Origin of the sequence: Plantibacter sp. Leaf314, from assembly GCF_001423185.1 — a bacterium.
Taxonomy (GTDB): domain Bacteria; phylum Actinomycetota; class Actinomycetes; order Actinomycetales; family Microbacteriaceae; genus Plantibacter.
Window position 1 is genome coordinate 534,980 of record NZ_LMOB01000002.1, and the last position, 18,979, is coordinate 553,958.

Annotated in this window: 16 protein-coding genes and 1 pseudogene; 13 read left to right on the top strand and 4 right to left on the bottom strand. The window is 70.5% G+C overall.

From position 1 onward, the window contains the following. Positions 1-71 precede the first annotated feature (71 nt). The 4 genes from ASF68_RS15685 (at position 72) to ASF68_RS15700 (ending at position 4,637) form a co-directional block, all read left to right on the top strand. Entirely contained in the window at positions 72-1,454 is a 1,383-nt protein-coding gene (locus ASF68_RS15685) for a sugar ABC transporter substrate-binding protein (protein ID WP_056013165.1), read from the top strand. Further along, positions 1,454-2,404, top strand: a complete 951-nt coding sequence (locus ASF68_RS15690) for a carbohydrate ABC transporter permease (RefSeq protein ID WP_082456108.1) — start codon at positions 1,454-1,456, stop codon at positions 2,402-2,404. The genes ASF68_RS15685 and ASF68_RS15690 overlap by 1 nt, the downstream gene beginning before the upstream one ends. 8 nt (positions 2,405-2,412) lie before the next feature. Then, positions 2,413-3,246, top strand: a complete 834-nt coding sequence (locus tag ASF68_RS15695) for a carbohydrate ABC transporter permease (protein ID WP_082456107.1) — start codon at positions 2,413-2,415, stop codon at positions 3,244-3,246. Positions 3,247-3,314: 68 nt separating this feature from the next. After that, the gene (locus ASF68_RS15700; RefSeq protein ID WP_056013513.1) at positions 3,315-4,637 is read left to right on the top strand and encodes a glycoside hydrolase family 32 protein; all 1,323 of its coding nucleotides are present in this window, start codon (positions 3,315-3,317) and stop codon (positions 4,635-4,637) included. 187 nt (positions 4,638-4,824) lie between these two features. Here the strand turns inward: ASF68_RS15700 and ASF68_RS15705 are convergent, their stop codons facing one another. Both ASF68_RS15705 and ASF68_RS18835 read right to left on the bottom strand, forming a co-directional pair. Beyond that, the gene (locus ASF68_RS15705; protein ID WP_056013171.1) at positions 4,825-5,661 is read right to left on the bottom strand and encodes an alpha/beta fold hydrolase; all 837 of its coding nucleotides are present in this window, start codon (positions 5,659-5,661) and stop codon (positions 4,825-4,827) included. A 138-nt stretch (positions 5,662-5,799) separates the two neighbouring features. After that, entirely contained in the window at positions 5,800-7,398 is a 1,599-nt protein-coding gene (locus tag ASF68_RS18835) for a LuxR C-terminal-related transcriptional regulator (RefSeq protein WP_056013174.1), read from the bottom strand. A gap of 303 nt (positions 7,399-7,701) precedes the next feature. Here ASF68_RS18835 and ASF68_RS15715 point away from each other — a divergent pair, with 303 nt between their 5' ends. Beyond that, positions 7,702-10,725, top strand: a complete 3,024-nt coding sequence (locus ASF68_RS15715) for a DUF11 domain-containing protein (protein ID WP_162239364.1) — start codon at positions 7,702-7,704, stop codon at positions 10,723-10,725. A gap of 146 nt (positions 10,726-10,871) precedes the next feature. Here ASF68_RS15715 and ASF68_RS15720 read toward each other — a convergent pair whose 3' ends face one another. Continuing rightward, entirely contained in the window at positions 10,872-11,498 is a 627-nt protein-coding gene (locus ASF68_RS15720) for an amino acid deaminase (protein WP_200936455.1), read from the bottom strand. 144 nt (positions 11,499-11,642) lie between these two features. Between ASF68_RS15720 and ASF68_RS15725 the strand changes: the two genes are divergently transcribed. The 8 genes and pseudogenes from ASF68_RS15725 to ASF68_RS19430 all read left to right on the top strand — a co-directional run bounded on the left by ASF68_RS15725 (position 11,643) and on the right by ASF68_RS19430 (position 18,321). Continuing rightward, complete coding sequence (locus tag ASF68_RS15725; protein ID WP_056013180.1) at positions 11,643-12,356, top strand: HAD family hydrolase; 714 nt, start codon at positions 11,643-11,645, stop codon at positions 12,354-12,356. A 31-nt stretch (positions 12,357-12,387) separates the two neighbouring features. Then, positions 12,388-13,398 (top strand): phosphate/phosphite/phosphonate ABC transporter substrate-binding protein, encoded by a 1,011-nt coding sequence (gene phnD, locus ASF68_RS15730; protein ID WP_056013183.1) that lies wholly within the window; start codon positions 12,388-12,390, stop codon positions 13,396-13,398. Between the two features lie 56 nt (positions 13,399-13,454). Beyond that, positions 13,455-14,279: a phosphonate ABC transporter ATP-binding protein gene (gene phnC, locus ASF68_RS15735; protein WP_056013186.1), complete on the top strand. Its 825-nt coding sequence runs from the start codon at positions 13,455-13,457 to the stop codon at positions 14,277-14,279. Beyond that, the gene (phnE, locus tag ASF68_RS15740; RefSeq protein WP_235526846.1) at positions 14,276-15,091 is read left to right on the top strand and encodes a phosphonate ABC transporter, permease protein PhnE; all 816 of its coding nucleotides are present in this window, start codon (positions 14,276-14,278) and stop codon (positions 15,089-15,091) included. The genes phnC and phnE (ASF68_RS15740) overlap by 4 nt, the downstream gene beginning before the upstream one ends. Then, positions 15,088-15,969, top strand: a complete 882-nt coding sequence (phnE, locus tag ASF68_RS15745) for a phosphonate ABC transporter, permease protein PhnE (protein WP_082498724.1) — start codon at positions 15,088-15,090, stop codon at positions 15,967-15,969. The genes phnE (ASF68_RS15740) and phnE (ASF68_RS15745) overlap by 4 nt, the downstream gene beginning before the upstream one ends. Further along, positions 15,950-16,822, top strand: coding sequence for a MurR/RpiR family transcriptional regulator (locus ASF68_RS15750; protein WP_056013189.1), 873 nt, complete (start codon positions 15,950-15,952; stop codon positions 16,820-16,822). Before phnE (ASF68_RS15745) ends, ASF68_RS15750 begins: the two co-directional genes overlap by 20 nt. 37 nt (positions 16,823-16,859) lie before the next feature. Then, positions 16,860-17,330: pseudogene (locus tag ASF68_RS19425) on the top strand (ABC transporter substrate-binding protein); the annotation flags it as partial. Between the two features lie 100 nt (positions 17,331-17,430). Next, on the top strand, positions 17,431-18,321 hold the full coding sequence (locus ASF68_RS19430; protein ID WP_369796510.1) for an ABC transporter substrate-binding protein: 891 nt from the start codon (positions 17,431-17,433) through the stop codon (positions 18,319-18,321). A gap of 42 nt (positions 18,322-18,363) precedes the next feature. Here ASF68_RS19430 and ASF68_RS15760 read toward each other — a convergent pair whose 3' ends face one another. Further along, positions 18,364-18,969 carry a hypothetical protein gene (locus tag ASF68_RS15760; protein WP_056013191.1) on the bottom strand — a complete coding sequence of 202 codons (606 nt, stop codon included), beginning with the start codon at positions 18,967-18,969 and terminating at the stop codon, positions 18,364-18,366. Between the last annotated feature and the right edge of the window lie 10 nt (positions 18,970-18,979).

Genomic DNA, 18,979 nt, shown 5'->3' on the forward strand with positions numbered 1-18,979 from the left:
CAGCACTCCCATTCATGGCTCATCGTCCGCGCCCTGCGAACGGTCGGCCCCGATTTCGCAGGAGCAACAACGTGGTTGATCTGAGTCGCAGGGCGGCACTCGCCCTGCTCGGTCTCGGTCTGGCGGGCACGGCCATCTCCTGGCCGCGCCTCACCGGCGGAGACATCCCAGGCCGTGGCGACGACGCCCTCACCGTCGCCCTCTTCGGCACCGCCCAGGACGCCGCCGCCCGACAGTCGCTCGTGGACGGCTTCCAGAAGCTGCACCCCGACATCCCCGTCCGGATCATCGCGATCCAGGGCCAGGACTGGGGCAACTTCTTCGCGAAGATCCTCACGATGGTCGCAGCGGGCACCCCGCCGGACATCGTGTCGGTGGCGACCGAGGGCACCCAGCTGTTCGCCGAGCGCCTCGCCCACCCCATCGACGAGTACGTGCAGCGCGACGCCGCCGAGCTGCAGGAGTACTTCGACGACGTGAACCCCTCGCTCATCGAGTCGTTCATGTACAAGGGCAACCTGTTCCAGCTGCCCGACAACTTCAACGCCGCGAACATGTACTACAACACCTCGGCGTTCGAACGTGCAGGGCTCGAGCGCCCCCGGGACGACTGGTCGGTCGACGACTTCTTCACCGTCGCCCGCACCATGCAGGGCAGCGCCCCCGGCTCGTTCCTCCCGTACTTCTGGAACAACCGGCTCTGGGGCGGCGTCGTGCCGTGGCTGTACATCAACGACACGAGCTTCCTCACCGAGGAGAAGGCGGCAGGCGGCGACTGGATGTGGTCGCAGTTCTACCCGAACGAGACCCCGCGAGGTGGCGGGTACCTGTGGGAGAACGCCGACGCGCTGAGCGACCGCACCGTGGAGAGCTTCGAGGTCCTCGAGCGCATGGTCTCCGAGGGGATCGCCGCGAACCCCGCGCAGGGTGGTGGCAACGAGCTCGTCTCCCTCTTCTCCCGCGGGTCGGTCGGCATGACGCCTGCCGGCGGGTTCTGGGTGAAGGGGCTCAACGACGCCGGCCTCGGCAACGACGAGTACGACGTGACCTACTTCCCGAAGATGCGCGGCCAGCGGCACCAGTTCGGCGCCGGCGGCTACGCGATGATGCGGACCTCCGAGCGCAAGGACGAGGCGTGGGAGTGGATGAAGTACTGCATCTCCGTCGAGGGGATGTCGATCGCGCACCAGCAGCCCGACTCCTCGCTCCCCCGCCGGTCCCTCAACGCCGAGCTGTACGGCGGCGACATCGGGCCGAAGCACTGGGAGGTCTTCTACGACACCCTCGACCGCTTCCCGACGACGGGCCCGATGCCCGCGCCGCCCCAGCAGGCCGCCGTCGAGTCGGCCCTCATCAAGAACGTGGTCGGCACGATCACCAACGGCCAGAACGGTGTCCGCCGGGGCCTCGAGACGATGCAGCGGGACCTCGAACTCGCACTGAAGGGACGATGATGGCACTGCAGTCACCGACGGCGACCCGCGCGCTCGTCGTCCCGCCCGAGGCCAAGTCCGGCCGCCGACGTCCCGCCCCGCGCGGCAGCCGGCTGCTCGTCTGGGTGTTCCTCGCCCCGACACTCATCGGGCTCGGGCTCTTCAGCTTCGTCCCGATCATCGGCTCGTTCCTGCTGGCGTTCTTCCGCTGGGACATCATCTCGGCACCCGAGTTCGTCGGTGTCGGCAACTTCGTCGACCTCGCCGCGAACCCCACGGTGCGTGTGTCGTTCCTCAACACCGTCGGCTTCGTCGTGGTCGCCGTGACGCTGCAGCTGGCCGTCGCCCTCCTCCTGGCGATCCTCGTGCAGTCCCGCATGCCGGAGTGGATCCGGACCTTCTTCCGCTCGGCGTTGTTCTTCCCGCTGGTGCTGTCGGCGGCGTCCGTGTCGCTCGTGATGTCGTACCTGTTCAACCAGGAGTTCGGTCTCGTGAACGAGTTCCTCGGGCTCTTCGGCGTCGGGGACATCGGCTGGTTGACGACCGGGTTCGGCGCGAAGATCGTCGTGCTGCTCGTCTACGTGTGGCAGAACTTCGGCTTCACCTTCCTGCTGTTCATCGGCGGGCTCGCCGCGATCCCGCGCGAGGTCTACGAGGCGTCGTCGCTCGACGGCGCGCACGGCTGGAGCCAGTTCCGACACGTGACCCTCCCGCTCGTGAGCCCGACGATGCTCGTCGCCTCCGTCATGGCCATCATCAGCGCCCTGCAGATCTTCGACCAGCCGTACGTCCTCACCCGCGGCGGGCCCGGAGACGACACCCGCACCGCCGTCATGGTGATCTACGAATCCGCGTTCCAGCAGCTCGACTTCGGTCTCGCTGCAGCGATCGGCATCGTGCTGACGCTCCTGATCATGCTGGTCACCGCCGCGCAGTTCCGGCTCAGCAAGCGTTTCGTCTTCTACGGATGAGGTCCACGATGTCCACCGCAGTTATCGCCCCGAACCAGACGCGCCGCCGACTGGCCACGGCGGGGAAGTTCCTCGTCCTCATCATCGCCGCCTTCCTCACGCTCGCTCCGGTCGTGTGGACGCTCGTCACGGCGCTCACGCCCGCGAACGTCGACACCGGGCAGACCGAGTTCGGTCCCGGCGCGTTCATCGACGTGTTCCAGAAGATCCCGATCCTGCTGTACACCTGGAACAGCGCGCTCGTGACCCTCCTCATCGCCGCCGGGCAGATGCTCAGTGCCGCCATGGCCGGCTACGTGTTCGCGCGCTTCGACTTCGGCGGCAAGCGCATCCTGTTCGGGCTCATCCTCGCCACGATGATGGTGCCGATGCAGGTGACGATCGTCCCGGTGTTCATGCTCATCCGCGGCATGGGGCTGTCGGACACCCTGCTCGCACTCATCATCCCGATGATCCCGACGGCGTTCGGCACCTTCCTCATGCGGCAGTACTTCATGGGGTTGCCGCCGGAACTCGCCGAGGCGGCACAGATCGACGGTGCCGGGCCGTGGAAGATCTTCTTCCGCATCTACCTGCCGTTGGCCGCACCCGGCCTCGCGATCGTCGGCATCCTCGCGTTCAACTACCACTGGAACGAGTTCTTCCGACCACTCATCCTCACGATCAGCGAGCAGAACTTCACCCTCCCGCTCGGGCTCGTGACCCTGCAGGGCAACCTCGGCACCGGGTCCGTCGCGACCGTGCTCGCCGGCGTCGTCCTGTCGATGATCCCTGCCGCCCTCGTGTTCGTCTTCGGGCAGAAGCCGTTGCGCGAGGGACTCACCGCCGGCGTCAGCAAGTGACCGACGTCGACACCCGCACCGCGATCCGAACCACCTCGACCAGACCGATCTCCGACCGAAAGGGAGCCATGACCGGCCTCCAGTCCCCGCAGCACGCCGACCGCAGCTTCCCGCGGTTGCACCCGAGGCCCGAGGCCGGCTGGGTGAACGACCCCAACGGCATCATGTTCGTCGACGGACGCTGGCACGTGTTCTTCCAGTACAACCCGGGGTCCGCCCGGCACGAGGACATCCACTGGGGCCACACGAGCTCCGCGGACCTGCTGGCGTGGGAGGAGCACCCGGTGGCGCTGCACCCTCGCCCGGGCACCACGGACGGCTTCGGGTGCTGGAGCGGCGTCGGTGTCGTCGACGGCGGTCTGCCGGCGGTCGTCTACTCCGCCGCCCGCGACCGACACGGGCGCTCCGAGGTGGTCGTCGTGCACGGCTCGGCCGACGCCCGCGACTGGAGCGGCGAGCGCCTCGTCGCCGCCGCCCTCCCCTCGGACGAGCGGGTGACGATGGTGCGGGACCCGTTCCTCTTCGAGCTGGGCGGGCGCCGCTGGGCGATCCAGGGTGCCGGCCGCTCCGACGTCGGCGGCGCACTGTTGCTCTACGGTGCGGACGACCTCGACGCCTGGACGGAGGAGGGGTACCTGCTCGACGCCGAGGCGCCGGTGGTCTCGGACCTCGCGCCGTGCGAGGGCTGGGAGTGCCCGCAGCTGGTCCAGGTGGGCGAGGACTGGGTGCTGATCATGTCGCTGTGGTTGGACGGGCAGCCGCACCGCGGGGTCGCGTGGGCGCTCGGCTCGCTGACCATCGACGAGGGCACCGGCCGCCCCGTGTTCAGCGCGCGCCGCACCGGCCTCATCGACGAGGGCTCGAGCTTCTACGCGCCGCAGGCCGTGCAGTCCGACGGCGCCGACGGGCAGCCGGCGCGCGTGCTCCTCTGGGGGTGGGCGCAGGAGCTCGCGCCGGCCGGCGTCCGCGGTCGGACCCAGGCGGAGGCCGACGAGCACGGGTGGTCCGGCATGCTGACCTTCCCGCGCGAACTCATCGTCCGAGACGACCAGGTCGAACTCGTCCCGGCGAGAGAGCTGACCGCGCTCCGCGCCGAGCCGGTCGACGTGACCGCGCTCCCCGACCAGGCCGAGGTGGTGCTGACCGGGGCGGGGACGGTGGAACTCGTCCTCGGCGGCTCGGCCGAGCAGACCGTCTGGCAGGGCGAGCTGTCCGCCGGCGACGAGGTGCGGGTCCTCATCGACACGTCCATCGTCGAGATCCACCGGAGCGGCCACCCGTCGCTGACCTTCCGTGCCTACCCCTCGGACGGCGAGCACTACGCCCTGCGGCATGACGCGGGTGTGACGGCGGAGGCGTGGTCGTTGCGGGTCCCGACGCCGGCCGCCTGATCCGCTGACGAGCTGATCGCCAGACGGCCTGATCGATCGACCACCGGGCGCCGAGGGCCGACCGCGAACCATGCGCGGCCCCTCGGCGTCACGGTCTCAACCCGGGTTCGCGCAGCGGCGTAGCGTCCCCGCAGTCGGGCGATGGGGCACGAGGCACCCACCGCCCGACGCTCGCGCGCTTCCGCGACTACCGCGCGAGGAACTCCAGGACGACCCGGTTCCACTCCTCCGCGTGGCTGACGTTCACGCCGTGTGGAGCTCCCGCCACGACGTGGAGCGTCGACGACGGGATCGCCGCATGCGTCCGCGCGCCGGAGCCCTCGAGCGGCACGGTCGCGTCGCTGTCACCGTGGATGACGAGCGTCGGCACGGTGACGTTCGGCAGGTCGTCGCGGAAGTCGGTGTTCGCGAACGACGCCATCGCCTCGAGGGCGGCCGGCTTGAAGGCCTGGTGCGCGAGCGCGAGCGCCTCCTGACGCTGCTCCTCGGTCACCTTGAGCTCACCGTCGACCGAGAAGAAGTCGGTCGTGAACTGGTCGTAGAAGGCGTCCTGGTCGGCCGTCAGACCGGCCGTCATCTTCGCCGCCTCGCTGACGGGAAGCGGGCCGTCCGGGTTGCCGGGCGTCTGCAGCAGGTAGGGCGGCACGGCGGAGGCGAACACCGCACTGTGGATGCGCTCCGAACCGTGGCGGGTGAAGTAGCGGGCGACTTCGCCGCCACCCATCGAGAACCCCACGAGGGTCACGTCGCGGAGGTCGAGCGCTTCGAGCACGGCCTGCAGGTCGTCGGTGAGCCGGTCGTAGCCGTAGCCGGTCAGCGGCTTGTCGCTGCGACCGAATCCACGTCGGTCGTACGTGATGACCCGGTAGCCGGCAGCCTCGAACGCCGGGACCTGCTCCTTCCAGGATTCGCCCGACAGCGGCCAGCCGTGGATGAGGACGACCGGGCGACCGGAGCCGCCGGTGTCGTCGACGTGCAGCTTCGTGTCCTGCAGCAGGCCGTGGTGGGCGGTGATCTCCGTCATGGCATTCCTCTCCCGGGCTGCGCGTCGCAGCCCCTCGTCCTCAGCTTCGGAGCTGCCGGCCGGAACCGATGGGGGCTTGCGATCGGCCATGCGATGTCCTAACCGTGCCGTTCGGCGCGCCACGCACAGCGCTGCGGCTCACCGCTCGGGCGGCAGCAGTCCCAGTCGTCGAGCGGTGGCCAGGGCGTCCTCGCGGGAGTCGACGTCGAGCTTCCGGTAGACGTTCCGGAAGTGGAACTTCACCGTGTTCGCGGATACGTACAGCTCCAGTGCGATGTCCTGGCGGCTGCGTCCCTCGGCCGACAGGAGGAGGATCCGGCGCTCGGTCGCGGTGAGTTCCACGAGGTGCGCGCGCTCGGGTGTCGGCTCGGGACTCGACACCAGCATGCGGTCGATCCGCGTGTGCGTCTCGCTGGGCGTCATCGTGCCGAGCAACTGACGGAGAGGCGTCCGGGGTGCGACCACGAAGGGGGTGAGCATCCCCGTCCGCGCCGTGGTCGCGATCGCCTGCGTGAGGTGTCGCCGGCCGTCCTCGTCGGACGCGTCGGCGAGCGCCGAGGCGATGAGGAGGTCCGTCTGCGCGCCCGCGTCGATGTTCACCTCCGCGAGGCCGGCGGTGGCGAGTTCGCGGGCGAGTGGTTTGCGGTCCGTGAGGAGTGCGAGCCGCGATGCGACGGCGGCGGTGTAGGCGTTCCGGTCGCGGTCATCGAGGAGGGCGTTCGCCTCGGTCGGGCGTTCGAGGGCGAGCAGCAGGGAGGCCTCCACCGCGTCGAGGAGTCGTTCCGCTCCGGCCTGGCGCAGGCTGCGACCGGCGAAGACGCGGGTGCGTTCGATGATCTGCAGCGCCGCCCGGCGGTCGCCCCAGAGGAGCGCGTACTGCGCCTGGGCATAGGTGATGAACGGCGCCCAGGACCGCTCCCGGTTCACCTGCAGTTCGAGGGTCGCGAGGGCCGCCTGCGCGGCGGGTTGGTCCATGCGGGCGATCGCGATGAGCGCCCGGGCGATCGCCCCGGAGAGTCGGACGAGCGGCACCATCCAGCCATGGGCACCGTCGCCCTCGTCGTGCCGGTCGAGCCAGCGCTCCGCCTCGACGATCTCGCCGCGGACGGCGTTCAGCAGGGCGAGCTTGCCGGAGGCGTCCGGCCCGTTCCGGCCGTCCCAGGACTCGTGGCGGAGTTCGTAGGCCTCACGCAGCACCAGGCTCGCCTCGTGGTGGTCGCCGACGAGCAGCTTCGTGATCCCCACCTGCAGGAGGGCGGTGGGCACCCTGGGCACGAACTCGTTCGGCTGGTGCACGCGGGCCCGCCGGGCGAGCTCCTCCGTGATCCTCGCGTAGTACAGCGCCTGCTGATGCCGGCCGTGCACCCGGTAGGCGATCATGAAGGCGGTCGCCGCGCTCAGGCTGATCCGGGCGAGCTCGGAGCGGGCGCGGTCGCGGAGGTCGTCCGGGTGGGTCGGGAGGTCGACCCGGCCGGCCGAGTGGTCGAGTGCGTCGGTCTCGCCGCGGATGTTGAGCCGGATCTCGCGAACGGCGAACACGATCGGGTGGGCGGAGAGCATCCGTGCTGGGAGGGCCCGCAGCGCCCGGTCGAGCGTGGGCAGGTCGAGGGCCATGAGGATCCCCCACTCGTGCTCGATCACCGAGACGACGGTCTCCCACTCCTCATCCTCGATGGCGGTCGCGAGGAGTCCGGTGACGGGGGCGACCTCTGCGGGGTGCAGGAACCCGGCCCCCAAGGAGGGAAAGTACCTATTCCGACCGATGTGCACGCGTCCACCCTAGGTGACCCTCACCTGTCGCGGAACATCCGGGGCTGGATGGGGGGTGGTCTTTCCCCGATCCACCCGAACGGCAGCCCGTCCACCGGTCTACTGATCGTCGGCCCCTCAGCTGGGGCCAGGTTTTCGGCGGGCGAACCGCCGCATCACGGGGAGGCAACACACATGCAGCAGCACACGGCTCGAAGGCGCCATCGCGCGCGATGGCGGAACCGGTGGCAGGCACCGTCCGCCGGTCGCACCACCATGGGGATCATGGGGGTGACCCTCCTCTCAGCGCTCTCGCTCGTCGGGGTGGGGTCGAGCGCACAGGCGCTCCCCGGCACCCCGGGAACCGCGCAGAGCGGTTCGGTCGTCTACTCGGAGGACTTCGAGAGCGGGACCGTCTCCCCCACCTCCCTCCAGGACTACGTCGGCGCGGACGGCGCCCGGTACACCTCCGACCCCTCCTGGCGCGACCAGACGCAGTGCAACGGCACCATCACGAGCTTCGCCTCGTCCGCCGAGCCCCGCTGCCTCGCCGCGACCGCCTCGGGTGAGGGCCGCACGCGGCAGCTCGCCTGGGCCCTGGGCGGCGGCGACACCACCAACCACTCCGTCAGCGCATGGACGTCCACGCAGACGCTGACGATGAACCCGCCGAACGCGGTCGAGTTCGCGACGGTCGACCCGATCGCCCTCGTCAGCGCGAACCGCTACCTCACGACCTCGGTCGGCCTCGCCGCCGTCTCCTGCACCGCGTCGCAGCAGCCGATCCTGGAGTTCTTCCTCGCCGACGACCAGGGCACCGAGCACTCGGTCGGCGCGATCAACGGCTGCACCGCTCCCGGCTCCCGCTCGGTCACCGCTCCCGCGACCGGCGCCGCCGGGGCCGAGACCGTCCGCGTCGGCACCTACGTGTCGCCCGGGGCCGTCCTGCTCCCGGGAGCGACCGTCGGCATCGTCGCACGGAACCTCACCGGTGGTGGCACCGCCGGTAACGACCACGCGTTCGACAACATCCAGGTGCTCGACGTCTCGCCGCAGCTCGACAAGTCCTTCAGCCCCGCGAGTGTCGTCGCCGGTGAGACCTCGACGCTGACGCTGACGGTCACGAACACCGACGAACTCGCCGCGAAGAACGGTTGGTCCTTCACGGACGCACTGCCCGCCGGCCTGACCATCGCCGACGGCGACGCCTCGACCACCTGCCCCTCCGGCGTGGTCACCGCTCCCGAGGGCGGCACCTCGATCGCCGTCACCGGCAACCTCAGCCAGGGCATGACGTCCTGTGCGATCACCGTCGAGGTCACCTCACCGGTCGCCGGGACGTTCACGAACGGGCCCGACAACATCACGAGCGTGGGCCTCAACCCGCCGGCCGATGCCACGGTCGAGTTCGTGCCGCAGGCACCCGCGATCACCGTCGTGAAGTCGGCGTCGCCGGTCGCGGCCGAGTACGCCGTCGGTGACGAGATCACCTACTCGTTCCTCGTCACGAACACCGGCAACGTCCCGCTCACCGACGTGCAGGTCGACGAGGGCGCGTTCACCGGAACCGGTGACCTGTCCGACGTCGTGTGCCCGGCAGGTGCCGCGACCCTCGCGCCGGCTGCCGCCGTCACCTGTGAGGCGACGTACACGATGACGCAGGCCGACGTGGACGCCGGCACCGTCATCAACTCGGCCACCGCGACGGGGACGCCGCCGCAGGGTCAGCCGCCGGTGTCGCCGCCGTCCGAAGTCACCATCCCGGGCGTCGCGCAGGCCCCGGCGCTCACGGTCGTGAAGTCCGCGACGCCGACCACGGTCTCGACCGCCGGCGAGGACGTCACGTACTCGTTCCTCGTCACCAACACCGGCAACGTCACCCTCTCGGACGTGTCCGTCGTCGAGGGCGACTTCTCCGGCACCGGCGAGCTGTCCGACGTCGTCTGCCCACCTGCAGCCGCCTCGCTCGCCCCGGCTGCGACCGTCACCTGTGAGGCCACCTACTCGGTGACCCAGGCCGACGTCGACGCCGGCTCCGTGACGAACTCGGCCACCGCGACGGGCACCCCGCCCGGCGGCGGCACCCCTCCGGTCTCGCCGCCGTCGGAGACGACCGTCGAGTTCCCGGCAGCACCCGCCATCACGGTCGTGAAGTCGGCGACGCCGACCACGGTCTCGACCGCCGGTGAGGACGTCACGTACTCGTTCCTCGTCACCAACACCGGCAACGTCACGCTCTCGGACGTCGGCGTCGTCGAGGGTGCGTTCACCGGCACCGGCGAGCTGTCCGACGTCGTCTGCCCGGCAGGGGCATCATCGCTCGTACCCGCTGCGACGGTCACTTGTGCGGCCACCTACACGGTCACCCAGGCCGACGTCGACGCCGGCTCGGTGACGAACTCGGCCACCGCGACGGGCACCCCGCCCGGTGGCGGCACTCCCCCGGTCTCACCGCCGTCGGAGACGACCGTCGAGTTCCCGGCAGCACCCGCCATCACGGTCGTGAAGTCGGCCGACACCGCCGCCCAGGACCGCCTCACGGTGGGCCAGGTCGTCACGTACTCGTTCCTCGTCACCAACACCGGCAACGTCACGCTGACGAACCCGCGCGTGGTCGAGGGCGACTTCTCGGGAGCCGGCGAGCTGTCCGAGGTCGTCTGCCCGACGGACGCCGGCCCGCTGGCGCCCGGAGCGACCGTGACCTGTGAGGCGACGTACACCGTCGTGCAGGCCGACGTCGACGCCGGACAGGTCACGAACTCCGCGACCGCGACCGCGACGCCGCCGAGCAGCGTGACGGGCGTCCCGCCGGTCTCGCCGCCGTCCGAGGTGACGATCCCGTCCCCGCCCGTGCCAGGCCTCTCCGTCGTCAAGACGGCGGACGTCGAGCGCGCGACGGCGGTCGGTCAGGTCATCACCTACTCGTTCCAGGTGACGAACACCGGCAACGTCACGCTCCGTGATGTCGCCGTCTCCGAGGGCGACTTCACCGGGACCGGCACCCTGTCGGCGATCGCCTGCCCCACGGGCACGGCGCTCCTCGCCCCCGGTCTCCAGGTCGTGTGCACCGCCACCTACACGGTCACCCAGGCCGATCTGAACGCGGGATCCATTCGCAACACCGCGTTCGGCACCGGGACGACCCCGGGCGGCGACCTGTTCACCTCGGACCCGTCGACGGTCACGGTGAGCACCCCGGGCCCCGTCCTCGCCTCGACGGGCGCGAACGTGGCACCGCTGGCGATCGGCGCGGCGGTCCTGCTGCTGCTCGGTGCCGGGCTTGTCGTCCGACGCCGCCTGCACACCGGGCGCTGATCCGGAACTGATCAGGAGCTGATCGACACGGACGGGTCGGGCCTTCGGGCCCGGCCCGTCTGTGCGTGTAGGTGGACATCAATCGGGCGCCGACGAGCTCGATGCGGGTGCCGCCGGTGACCGCGATGGTGGGGGCGCGGGCGAGGTCAGCCGACGGTGTCGGCGACGGCGTTCCAGCGGAGGCGCTCGGGATCGGCGTCCCACTCCTCGAGGACGCCAGCGACGGAGGCGACCGGGAACGTGGTGATCAGGCGACCCGCGACCCCGTAGACCACGGCGGACGACGACCCCGCCACGCCGACGACCGCGAGGCGGCGTGCTCCGCCCAGGCCGACCGCCGTCCGCACCGGCTGGTCCAGTGCCGGGAGCGCCGCAGCCGTCACCCGCGCCAGCAGCGTCGCCTCGCGAGCCCACGGGACGAACGCGTCCGCCGGCAACTCGAACCCATCGGCGAGCGCGCCATCGAGCCAGCGCTCGCGCTTCAGGCCGTACGGGGTCGGCACCGTCGACAGCAGGTAGCCGTAGGTGTGGAGGAGTCCGGCGTTGCCGATCGGCCAGGCGGCTCGGAGTCCGGCCCGCTCGTGTAGCGCCTCGAACAGCGCACGGGCGACGACCGGCGTGCCCGCGTGCTCGTCGACGACCGTGGACGCACCCCAGGCGGCGAAGCGGCGGGCGGCGGCATCCTCGTCGATCGCCGAGCCGAGCCAGGAGTGCTCGTCGAGCACCGCTTCCGGTTCCGCCTCGGCACGCCGCGCCAGCTCCTCGATCGTCACAGCACCACAGCCTAGGGGGCCCGGTCGTCGACGAATTCACCCGGCGTTCACATTGCGTGGTGATTGCGTCCACACTCATTGGTCATCATGGACGCAGCGTCCGCAGGTGCGGTCGCACGAACGACACGCTCAGAAGGACCGCCTGTGCCCCCCACCATCCTCTTCGACTTCGACGGGACCCTCGCCCTCGGCGACGGACCGATCACGGCCTTCGCCCGTGCCATCGCGAAGCGCACCGCGGACGCCTCGTTCGCCGCCCGCGCCGAAGCGGCCCTCGCCGCGTTCGCAGCCGGCACCGCCGACGCCCGGGATGGCTACGACGCCGTCACCCGGATCGCCCGCGACCAGGGCGTCGACGCCGCCGTCATCGGTGCCGCCTACGACGACTCCCGCGCACTCCTCGGCTCCGACGAAGCAGCGGTCGTCTCCCCCGACGGCCTGGCGGAGTTCCTCGACACGCTCAGCGGCCATGCCCGCCTCGTCCTGGCCACCAACGCGCCCGGCGACGGCATCACGGAACTCCTCGACACCTGGGGCGTCACCGAGCGGTTCGACGCCGTGCACTTCGCCGTCGGAAAGCCGGCCGGACTCGTGCCGCTCATCCGCGAGGCCCTCGCCACCGGCCCGCTCCTCGCCGTCGGCGACATCGTCGAGAACGACCTGGCGCCGGCCATCGAACTGGGCGCCGACACCGCGCTCGTCGGTGCGACGTTCGAACGTTCCTCGGCGGACGCGACGATGCGCGGGCAGTCGCTCGCCGAGCTCTACGACCGGATCCTCGACTGGGCACGATCCGCCTCGTCCGCCCCCGCGTCGTCCTCCGGCTCCACGTTTCCCTCTTCCACCCTGCAGTCCTGATCACCCTCCATCTCCGAAAGGCACCCTGAACATGCGCAAGATCCTGCTCGTCTCCGGCGTCGCGGCCATCACCGCCCTCGCCCTCGCCGGCTGCAGCCCCGCCGCCTCCACCCCCTCCGCCACGGGGACCGCCGCCTGGCCGGACTCGATCACCATCTCCCTCGTCCCCTCCGTCGAGGGCGAGGACCTCGCGGAGGCGCTCGACCCGCTCACCTCCTACCTGTCGGAGAACCTCGGCATCGAGGTGAACGGGGTCGTCGCGACCGATTACGCCGCCACCGTCGAGGCCCTCGGTAGCGACCAGGCGCAGGTCATCATCACCGACGCCGGCTCCCTCTACAACGCGACCGAACGGTACGACGCGAACCTCGTCCTGCGCGACGTCCGGTTCGGGGCGACCTCGTACGCGTCGGTCGCGTACACGAACAACCCCGACAAGTACTGCGACGACGCACCCGTCATGGTCACCTACGCGGCGAGCGACACCCCGCTCTCCTACTGCAACGGGATCGAACCGGGTGCCGAGGCCGCGACCGGCTCCGGACCGGCGGCGTTGAAGTCCCTCGACAAGATCTCGAAGGGCACCAAGGTCGCTCTGCAGGCCGCGACCTCCCCCGCGGGTTACCAGTACCCCGTCGTCGCCATGCGCGACGCCGGCATCGACACGGACGCCGACATCACCCAGGTGCCGGTCGAGGGCAACAACAACGCGGTCCTCTCCGTCTACAACGGTGACGCCGAGGTCTCCTTCGGCTACTGGGACGCCCGCACGACCGTCCTGAAGGAGGCGCCCGACGTCGCCGACAAGGTCGTCGCCTTCGCGTACACCGAGATGATCCCGAACGGCGGCGTCGCGGTCTCCAAGTCGCTCCCGAAGGACCTCACCGAGCAGCTCACCAAGCTCATGGCGGGCTACGCGGACTCCTCCGACGAGGCGAAGCAGGTCATGTTCGACCTCGTCGGCCTCTCCGGCTGGACCGACAAGACCGCACCGGACGAGATCACCCGCTACGGCGAGATCCTCGACCAGTTCTCGAACTGATCAGGCTCTGTCCGCTCCCCCACCCCACCCGTCACCCCCCTCCAGGAATCCGGTGCATGAACACTGATCAGCATCGCGCGGAGGCCCGAGCCCAGCTCGCGGCCTCCGCGTCGTGGTCCATCCGTCTCGACGACGTCTCGGTCACCTACCCGAACGGCACGAGGGCGCTCCGCAACGTCTCCCTCGACATCGCCGCCGGTGAGATGGTCTCCGTCGTCGGGTTGTCCGGCTCCGGCAAGTCGACGCTCATCCGCACGATCAACGGCCTCGTGCCCGCGACGAGCGGGACCGTGACCGTCGGCCCGCACCTCGTCACCGGCCTGCGCGGCCGGCGGCTCCGCAGCCTCCGCGGGCACATCGGCATGATCTTCCAGGGCTTCAACCTGGCCGACCGCGCCAGCGTGTACCGCAACGTGCTCGTCGGACGGTTCGCCAGCACACCCACTTACCGCACGCTCCTCGGGCTCACGACGGCGACCGATCGGGAGCTCGCCCTGCGCTCGCTCCAGTCGGTCGGCATGCTCGACAAGGTCTGGACCCGAGCGGCACAACTCTCCGGCGGCCAGCAGCAGCGCGTCGCGATCGCCCGCGCCCTGACCCAGCAGCCGAGCGTCATGCTCGCCGACGAGCCGGTCGCGAGCCTCGACCCGCCGACCGCGCATACGGTGATGAACGACCTGCGCCGCGTGAACACGGAGACGGGCCTCACGGTGCTCGTCAACATCCACCTGATGGACCTCGCCCGCACCTACACGACCCGCATGATCGGACTGCGTGACGGCGAACTCGTCTACGACGGGTCAGCTGCCGACGCGACCGAAGCGGACTTCGAGCGCATCTACGGCCGTCCCATCCAGCCCGACGATCGGCTCGACCGGTGACCGCCACCGGCACCGGCACCGACTGGAAGCTGCCGCCGAAACCGACGGCGAGACTCCGCACCGCCCTGATCCTCGGAGCGGTCGCGGCGTTCACGATCGCGACGTGCCTGCCGGCGATCGGTGGGGTGCAGCTCGACTTCGGCGCGCTCATCAGCCACAGGGACAACGGCTCGGGCCTGCTCCTCCAGCTCTTCCAGCCCGACTTCGCGTTCCTGCCGCGGACCGTCCAGCCGATGCTGGAGACCCTCCAGATGGCGCTCGTCGGAGCAGTGGCGGCCGCACTCCTGTCGGTGCCGCTGACGCTGTGGGCGGCCGCGCCCACGAACCCGAACGCGGTCACACGACGCATCCTGCGCGCCGTCGTCAACGTCGTCCGCGCCGTGCCCGACCTCGTGTACGCCACGATCCTCGTCGCGATGGTCGGCGTCGGAGCGCTTCCCGGCCTCCTGACGCTGTTCCTGTTCGACATCGGCATCATCGTGAAGCTCGTCTCCGAGGCGATCGACTCCGCCGACCACCCCTACCTCGAGGCCGGGCGGGCGGCGGGCGGCACGCAGACGCAGATCAACCGCGCCACCGTCCTCCCGCAGGTGTGGCCGTTGTTCGCGAACCAGTGGCTGTACACGCTCGAACTCAACGTCCGCATCTCGGCCATCCTCGGCATCGTCGGCGCGGGCGGCATCGGGCGCCTCCTCGACGAGCGCCGGGCGTTCTACGCCTACGACGACGTCTCGATCATCGTGCTCGAGATCCTCGTGGTCGTCGTCCTCATCGAGATCGCCTCGAACGTGCTGCGGAGGCGACTCGTATGAGCACCATCGACCTGCGGCCCGAGCTGCCGCGTCACCCGTCCCGCCTCCTGCCGACCCTCGCCGCCGTCGCGGTCGCGATCGTCGTGGTCGCAGCCACCGCCGGCCTCCCCATCGACTGGAGCGATCTCGGCGCGGTCCCGGCGCAGCTGGTGCACTTCGGCGGGCTCATGTTCGAGAGCCCGAACTGGGAGAAGCTGCCTCGCGCCCTCACCGAGATGTGGCGGTCGATCTCGATGGCCTGGATCGGCGCGATCCTATGCGTGCTCATCTCGATCCCGCTCGGTATGCTCGCCGCCCGGTCCGTCGGGCCGGTCTGGCTGCGGCTCCCGCTGCGCGGCGTGTTCGCCGTCATCCGGGCCGTACCCGAGGTGATCATCGCGCTCATCCTGCTCACCATCACCGGGCTCACCCCGTTCACCGGGGCGCTCGCGCTCGGCATCGCCGGCATCGGCACCCAGGGCAAGTGGGTGTACGAGACGATCGAGTCCGTGCAGGAGGGGGCGTCGGAGGCCGTCCGCGCCGCGGGCGGTGGCACGGCCGAGGTCACCCGCTGGGCGCTCTGGCCCGCCGCAGCCCCGGCCCTGCTCTCGCTCGCGCTCTACCGCTTCGAGATCAACCTCCGTACCTCGGCGGTCCTCGGGCTCGTCGGAGCCGGCGGGATCGGCAGCATGTTGGCCAACTACACCAACTATCGGCAGTGGGATACAGTCGGGATGCTGTTGATCGTGGTGGTCGTGGCCACCATGACGATGGACGCGATCTCGGGGGCGATCCGCCGCCGGATCACGCAGGGGCCGGGCGTCCGGACCACGCGCACCACCCGCACCACCCTTCCCGCCCGCACGACGAGGAGCCGCAATGTGGACAGGGTCGGCTGACGCCCCACCGACGGCGCGGATCGCGATGCTCGCGCCGTCGCTGCAACCGAGCGAACGACGCGTGGCCGAGACGGTCGCCCTCGACATCGAGGCGAGCATCGAGCGCACCGCGCAGGAGGTCGCCGACCTCGCCGGGGTCGGGCGGGCGACGGTCATCCGGACGGCGCAGTCGCTCGGCTACGAGGGCTACCCGCAGCTCCGGGTCGCCCTCACCCGTGAGGTCGCCCTCGGCACGCCGGCCGCGCGGAACGACGGCGACGACACCATGCTCGGCTCGCTGCGTGGTGCCATCGACCGGTTCGCCGGTCGGCTCGGGCAGACGACGTCGGCGATGACGGAAGAGACGCTCGAGCGCTTCGTCCAGGTGCTCGACGAGGCCCCGCGCCTGCTGATCGCCGCGAACGGCCTCTCCTCACCCCTCGGCTCGGACCTCGCCATGCGCCTCATGTCGGCCGGGCGCCCCGCCGAGTACCTGCCCGACACCATCGGCCAGCGGATCGCGGCGACCCACCTGGGGCCGGGTTCGGCATGCCTCGTCCTCTCCGGCTCGGGGGCCAGCCGCGCGTCCGTCGAGGTGGCCGCCGCCGCCCGAGCAAGCGGTGCCACGGTGCTCGCGATCACCTCGTTCCCCCGATCCGCGGTCGCCGAGCTCGCCGAGGTGGCGCTCATCGTCGCCCCCATCGACGCCACCTTCCGGGACGAGCTCGTGCACACCTCGCGGGCCGCCATCATGCTCGTCACCGAATCGGTCGTCGGCCTGCTCGTCGCCCGGCGCGGCGAGCGCGCGCAACGCGCCCAGTCGGCGACGCTCGCCGTCATCAGCGATTCGCTCTCGGACGACGCCTCGGGGTGATCCCGGGCCGGGGTCCCGATCGGCGAGAATGTTCCCCATGCCCCAACACCGACTGCGTCGTCAGCTCTTCACCGCCGCGATCGCCGTCGCCGCCCTCGTCCTCACCGGCTGCACCGGCCCCTCGGCAGAGCCGACCCCCGACGCCGACGCCACCCTCCGGGTCGGGCTCGTGCTCGAACCGTCCGACCTCGACATCCGGACGACCTCCGGTGCCGCGCTCGAGCAGATCCTCATCGACAACGTCTACCAGGGGCTCGTCTCCCGCACTGAGGACGACCGCATCGTCGACACGCTCGCGTCGAGCCACGAGATCAGCGCCGACGGCCTCACCTACACCTTCGTCCTGCGCGACGGGGTCACCTTCCACGACGGCGCACCGCTCACCGCGGCGGACGTCGTCGACTCGCTCACCCAGGTGCAGCAGGACGCCTCGTTCGTCGACCACCTCGCACTGGAGCAGGTCGAGAGCATCACCGCGGTCGACGACGGCACGGTCCGGTTGCAGCTCGGCTCCCCCGACGCCAACCTGCTGTGGGCGCTCACCGGCCGGGCGGGCCTCGTCCTGCACCAGGGCGCCACGAACGACCGCTCCACGACCGCCGGACAGCATCACCTTCGAGCGGTACGACGGCTACTGGGGCGACGCCCCGAAGGTCAAGGAGGTCGTCTTCAGCTACATCCCCGACGCCGCCTCCGCCGTSAACGCGACCCTCGCSGGCGAGCTCGACGYGCAGATCGGCCTCGACGCCAATCTGCGCGACCAGGTCGCGCGGGCCGAGGGCTTCACCGTCACCGAGGGCAAGACGACCGACAAGTACACCCTCGCCTTCAACAACCGGCGCGCGCCGCTCGACAACCCGCGCGTCCGTGAGGCGCTTCGCACGGCGATCGACCACGCCGCGATCGTCGAGGCCGTCGGTGGCGCCGCCGTCGAACAGTACGGTCCCATCCCCGAGCTCGACCCGGGCTACGAGGACCTCACCGGGGTGGTCACCTACGACCCCGATCGGGCGAAAGCGCTCCTCGCCGAAGCCGGTCAGGAGGACCTCGCCCTCACCCTCGTCATCCCGAACCACTACGGGACCGCCGCGTCCAAGGTGCTGGTCTCCCAGTTCGCGGCCGTCGGCGTCACCCTCACCGTCGACAGCGTCGAGTTCCCCACCTGGTTGAACGACGTGTACACGAACCACGACTACGACCTCAGCTTCGTCAACCACGTCGAGGCCCGCGACTTCCAGAACTGGGCGAACCCGGATTACTACTACGGCTATGACAACCCGCGGGTGCAGGCCCTGGCCGCCGAGGCGAGGACCGCGACCGACCCCGCGACGGCGGACGCGAAGCTGCGGGAGGCCGCCGCCCTGGTGTCGAACGACCATGCCGCCGACTGGCTCTACACCGCGATCACCCTCACCGTGGTGCGCGACGGGGTGACCGGTTTCCCCACGGACTTCGTGAGCGAGCACCTCGACCTGTCGGACGTCGCGGTCGCCGACTGATCCAGGAGCCTCGCACGCAGCTCGTCCTGCCGCCGGATTGGATTACCGGGGTGTGAGCGGGGTGATCGACCTGCTGGCCGGGACGGTCTCGCCGTTCTTACTGCCGCCGATCACCTTGCCCTCGTTGCGGTTGTAGACGAGGTCGTACTCCGTGACCTCGTCGGAGAGCCAGGCGCCGATCCACCCTGTCTGGGTCTTGCCGGCGGGAACCGCCTGCAGCGGGGTGTAGCCGGCCGCGGACATCGCCGTCACGAGTTCCTTCGGGTTGCCCATGCCGAGGGTGATGTAGTCGAGGTTGCCGTTCCGACGGGTGATGGACGCCACCGAGGGGTGGACGCTCCCGCCGTAGACGTCTCCCGCCTCGAGCTTCACCTTGATGAGCACCGGGTGAATGCCGGCGGTCGACCCCTCGGGGGCCGGGAAGTCGGTCACGATCGCGAGCGGGGTCACCTTCGTCCCGTCGATGTCGTCGGACAGGGTGGTCTCCACGACCGGCGTGCTCGGCGGTTCGGACACGGTCGGGGTGGAAGACGCCGTCGGTGAACCTGCACCGGCACCACCCGGCGAGGACGCGCATCCGCCGAGGGCGAGTGCGGAGAGCACGACGATGACGGGGAGGAACCGGGTTCGGGCGGAGTGCGAGCGCATCGACCCATCC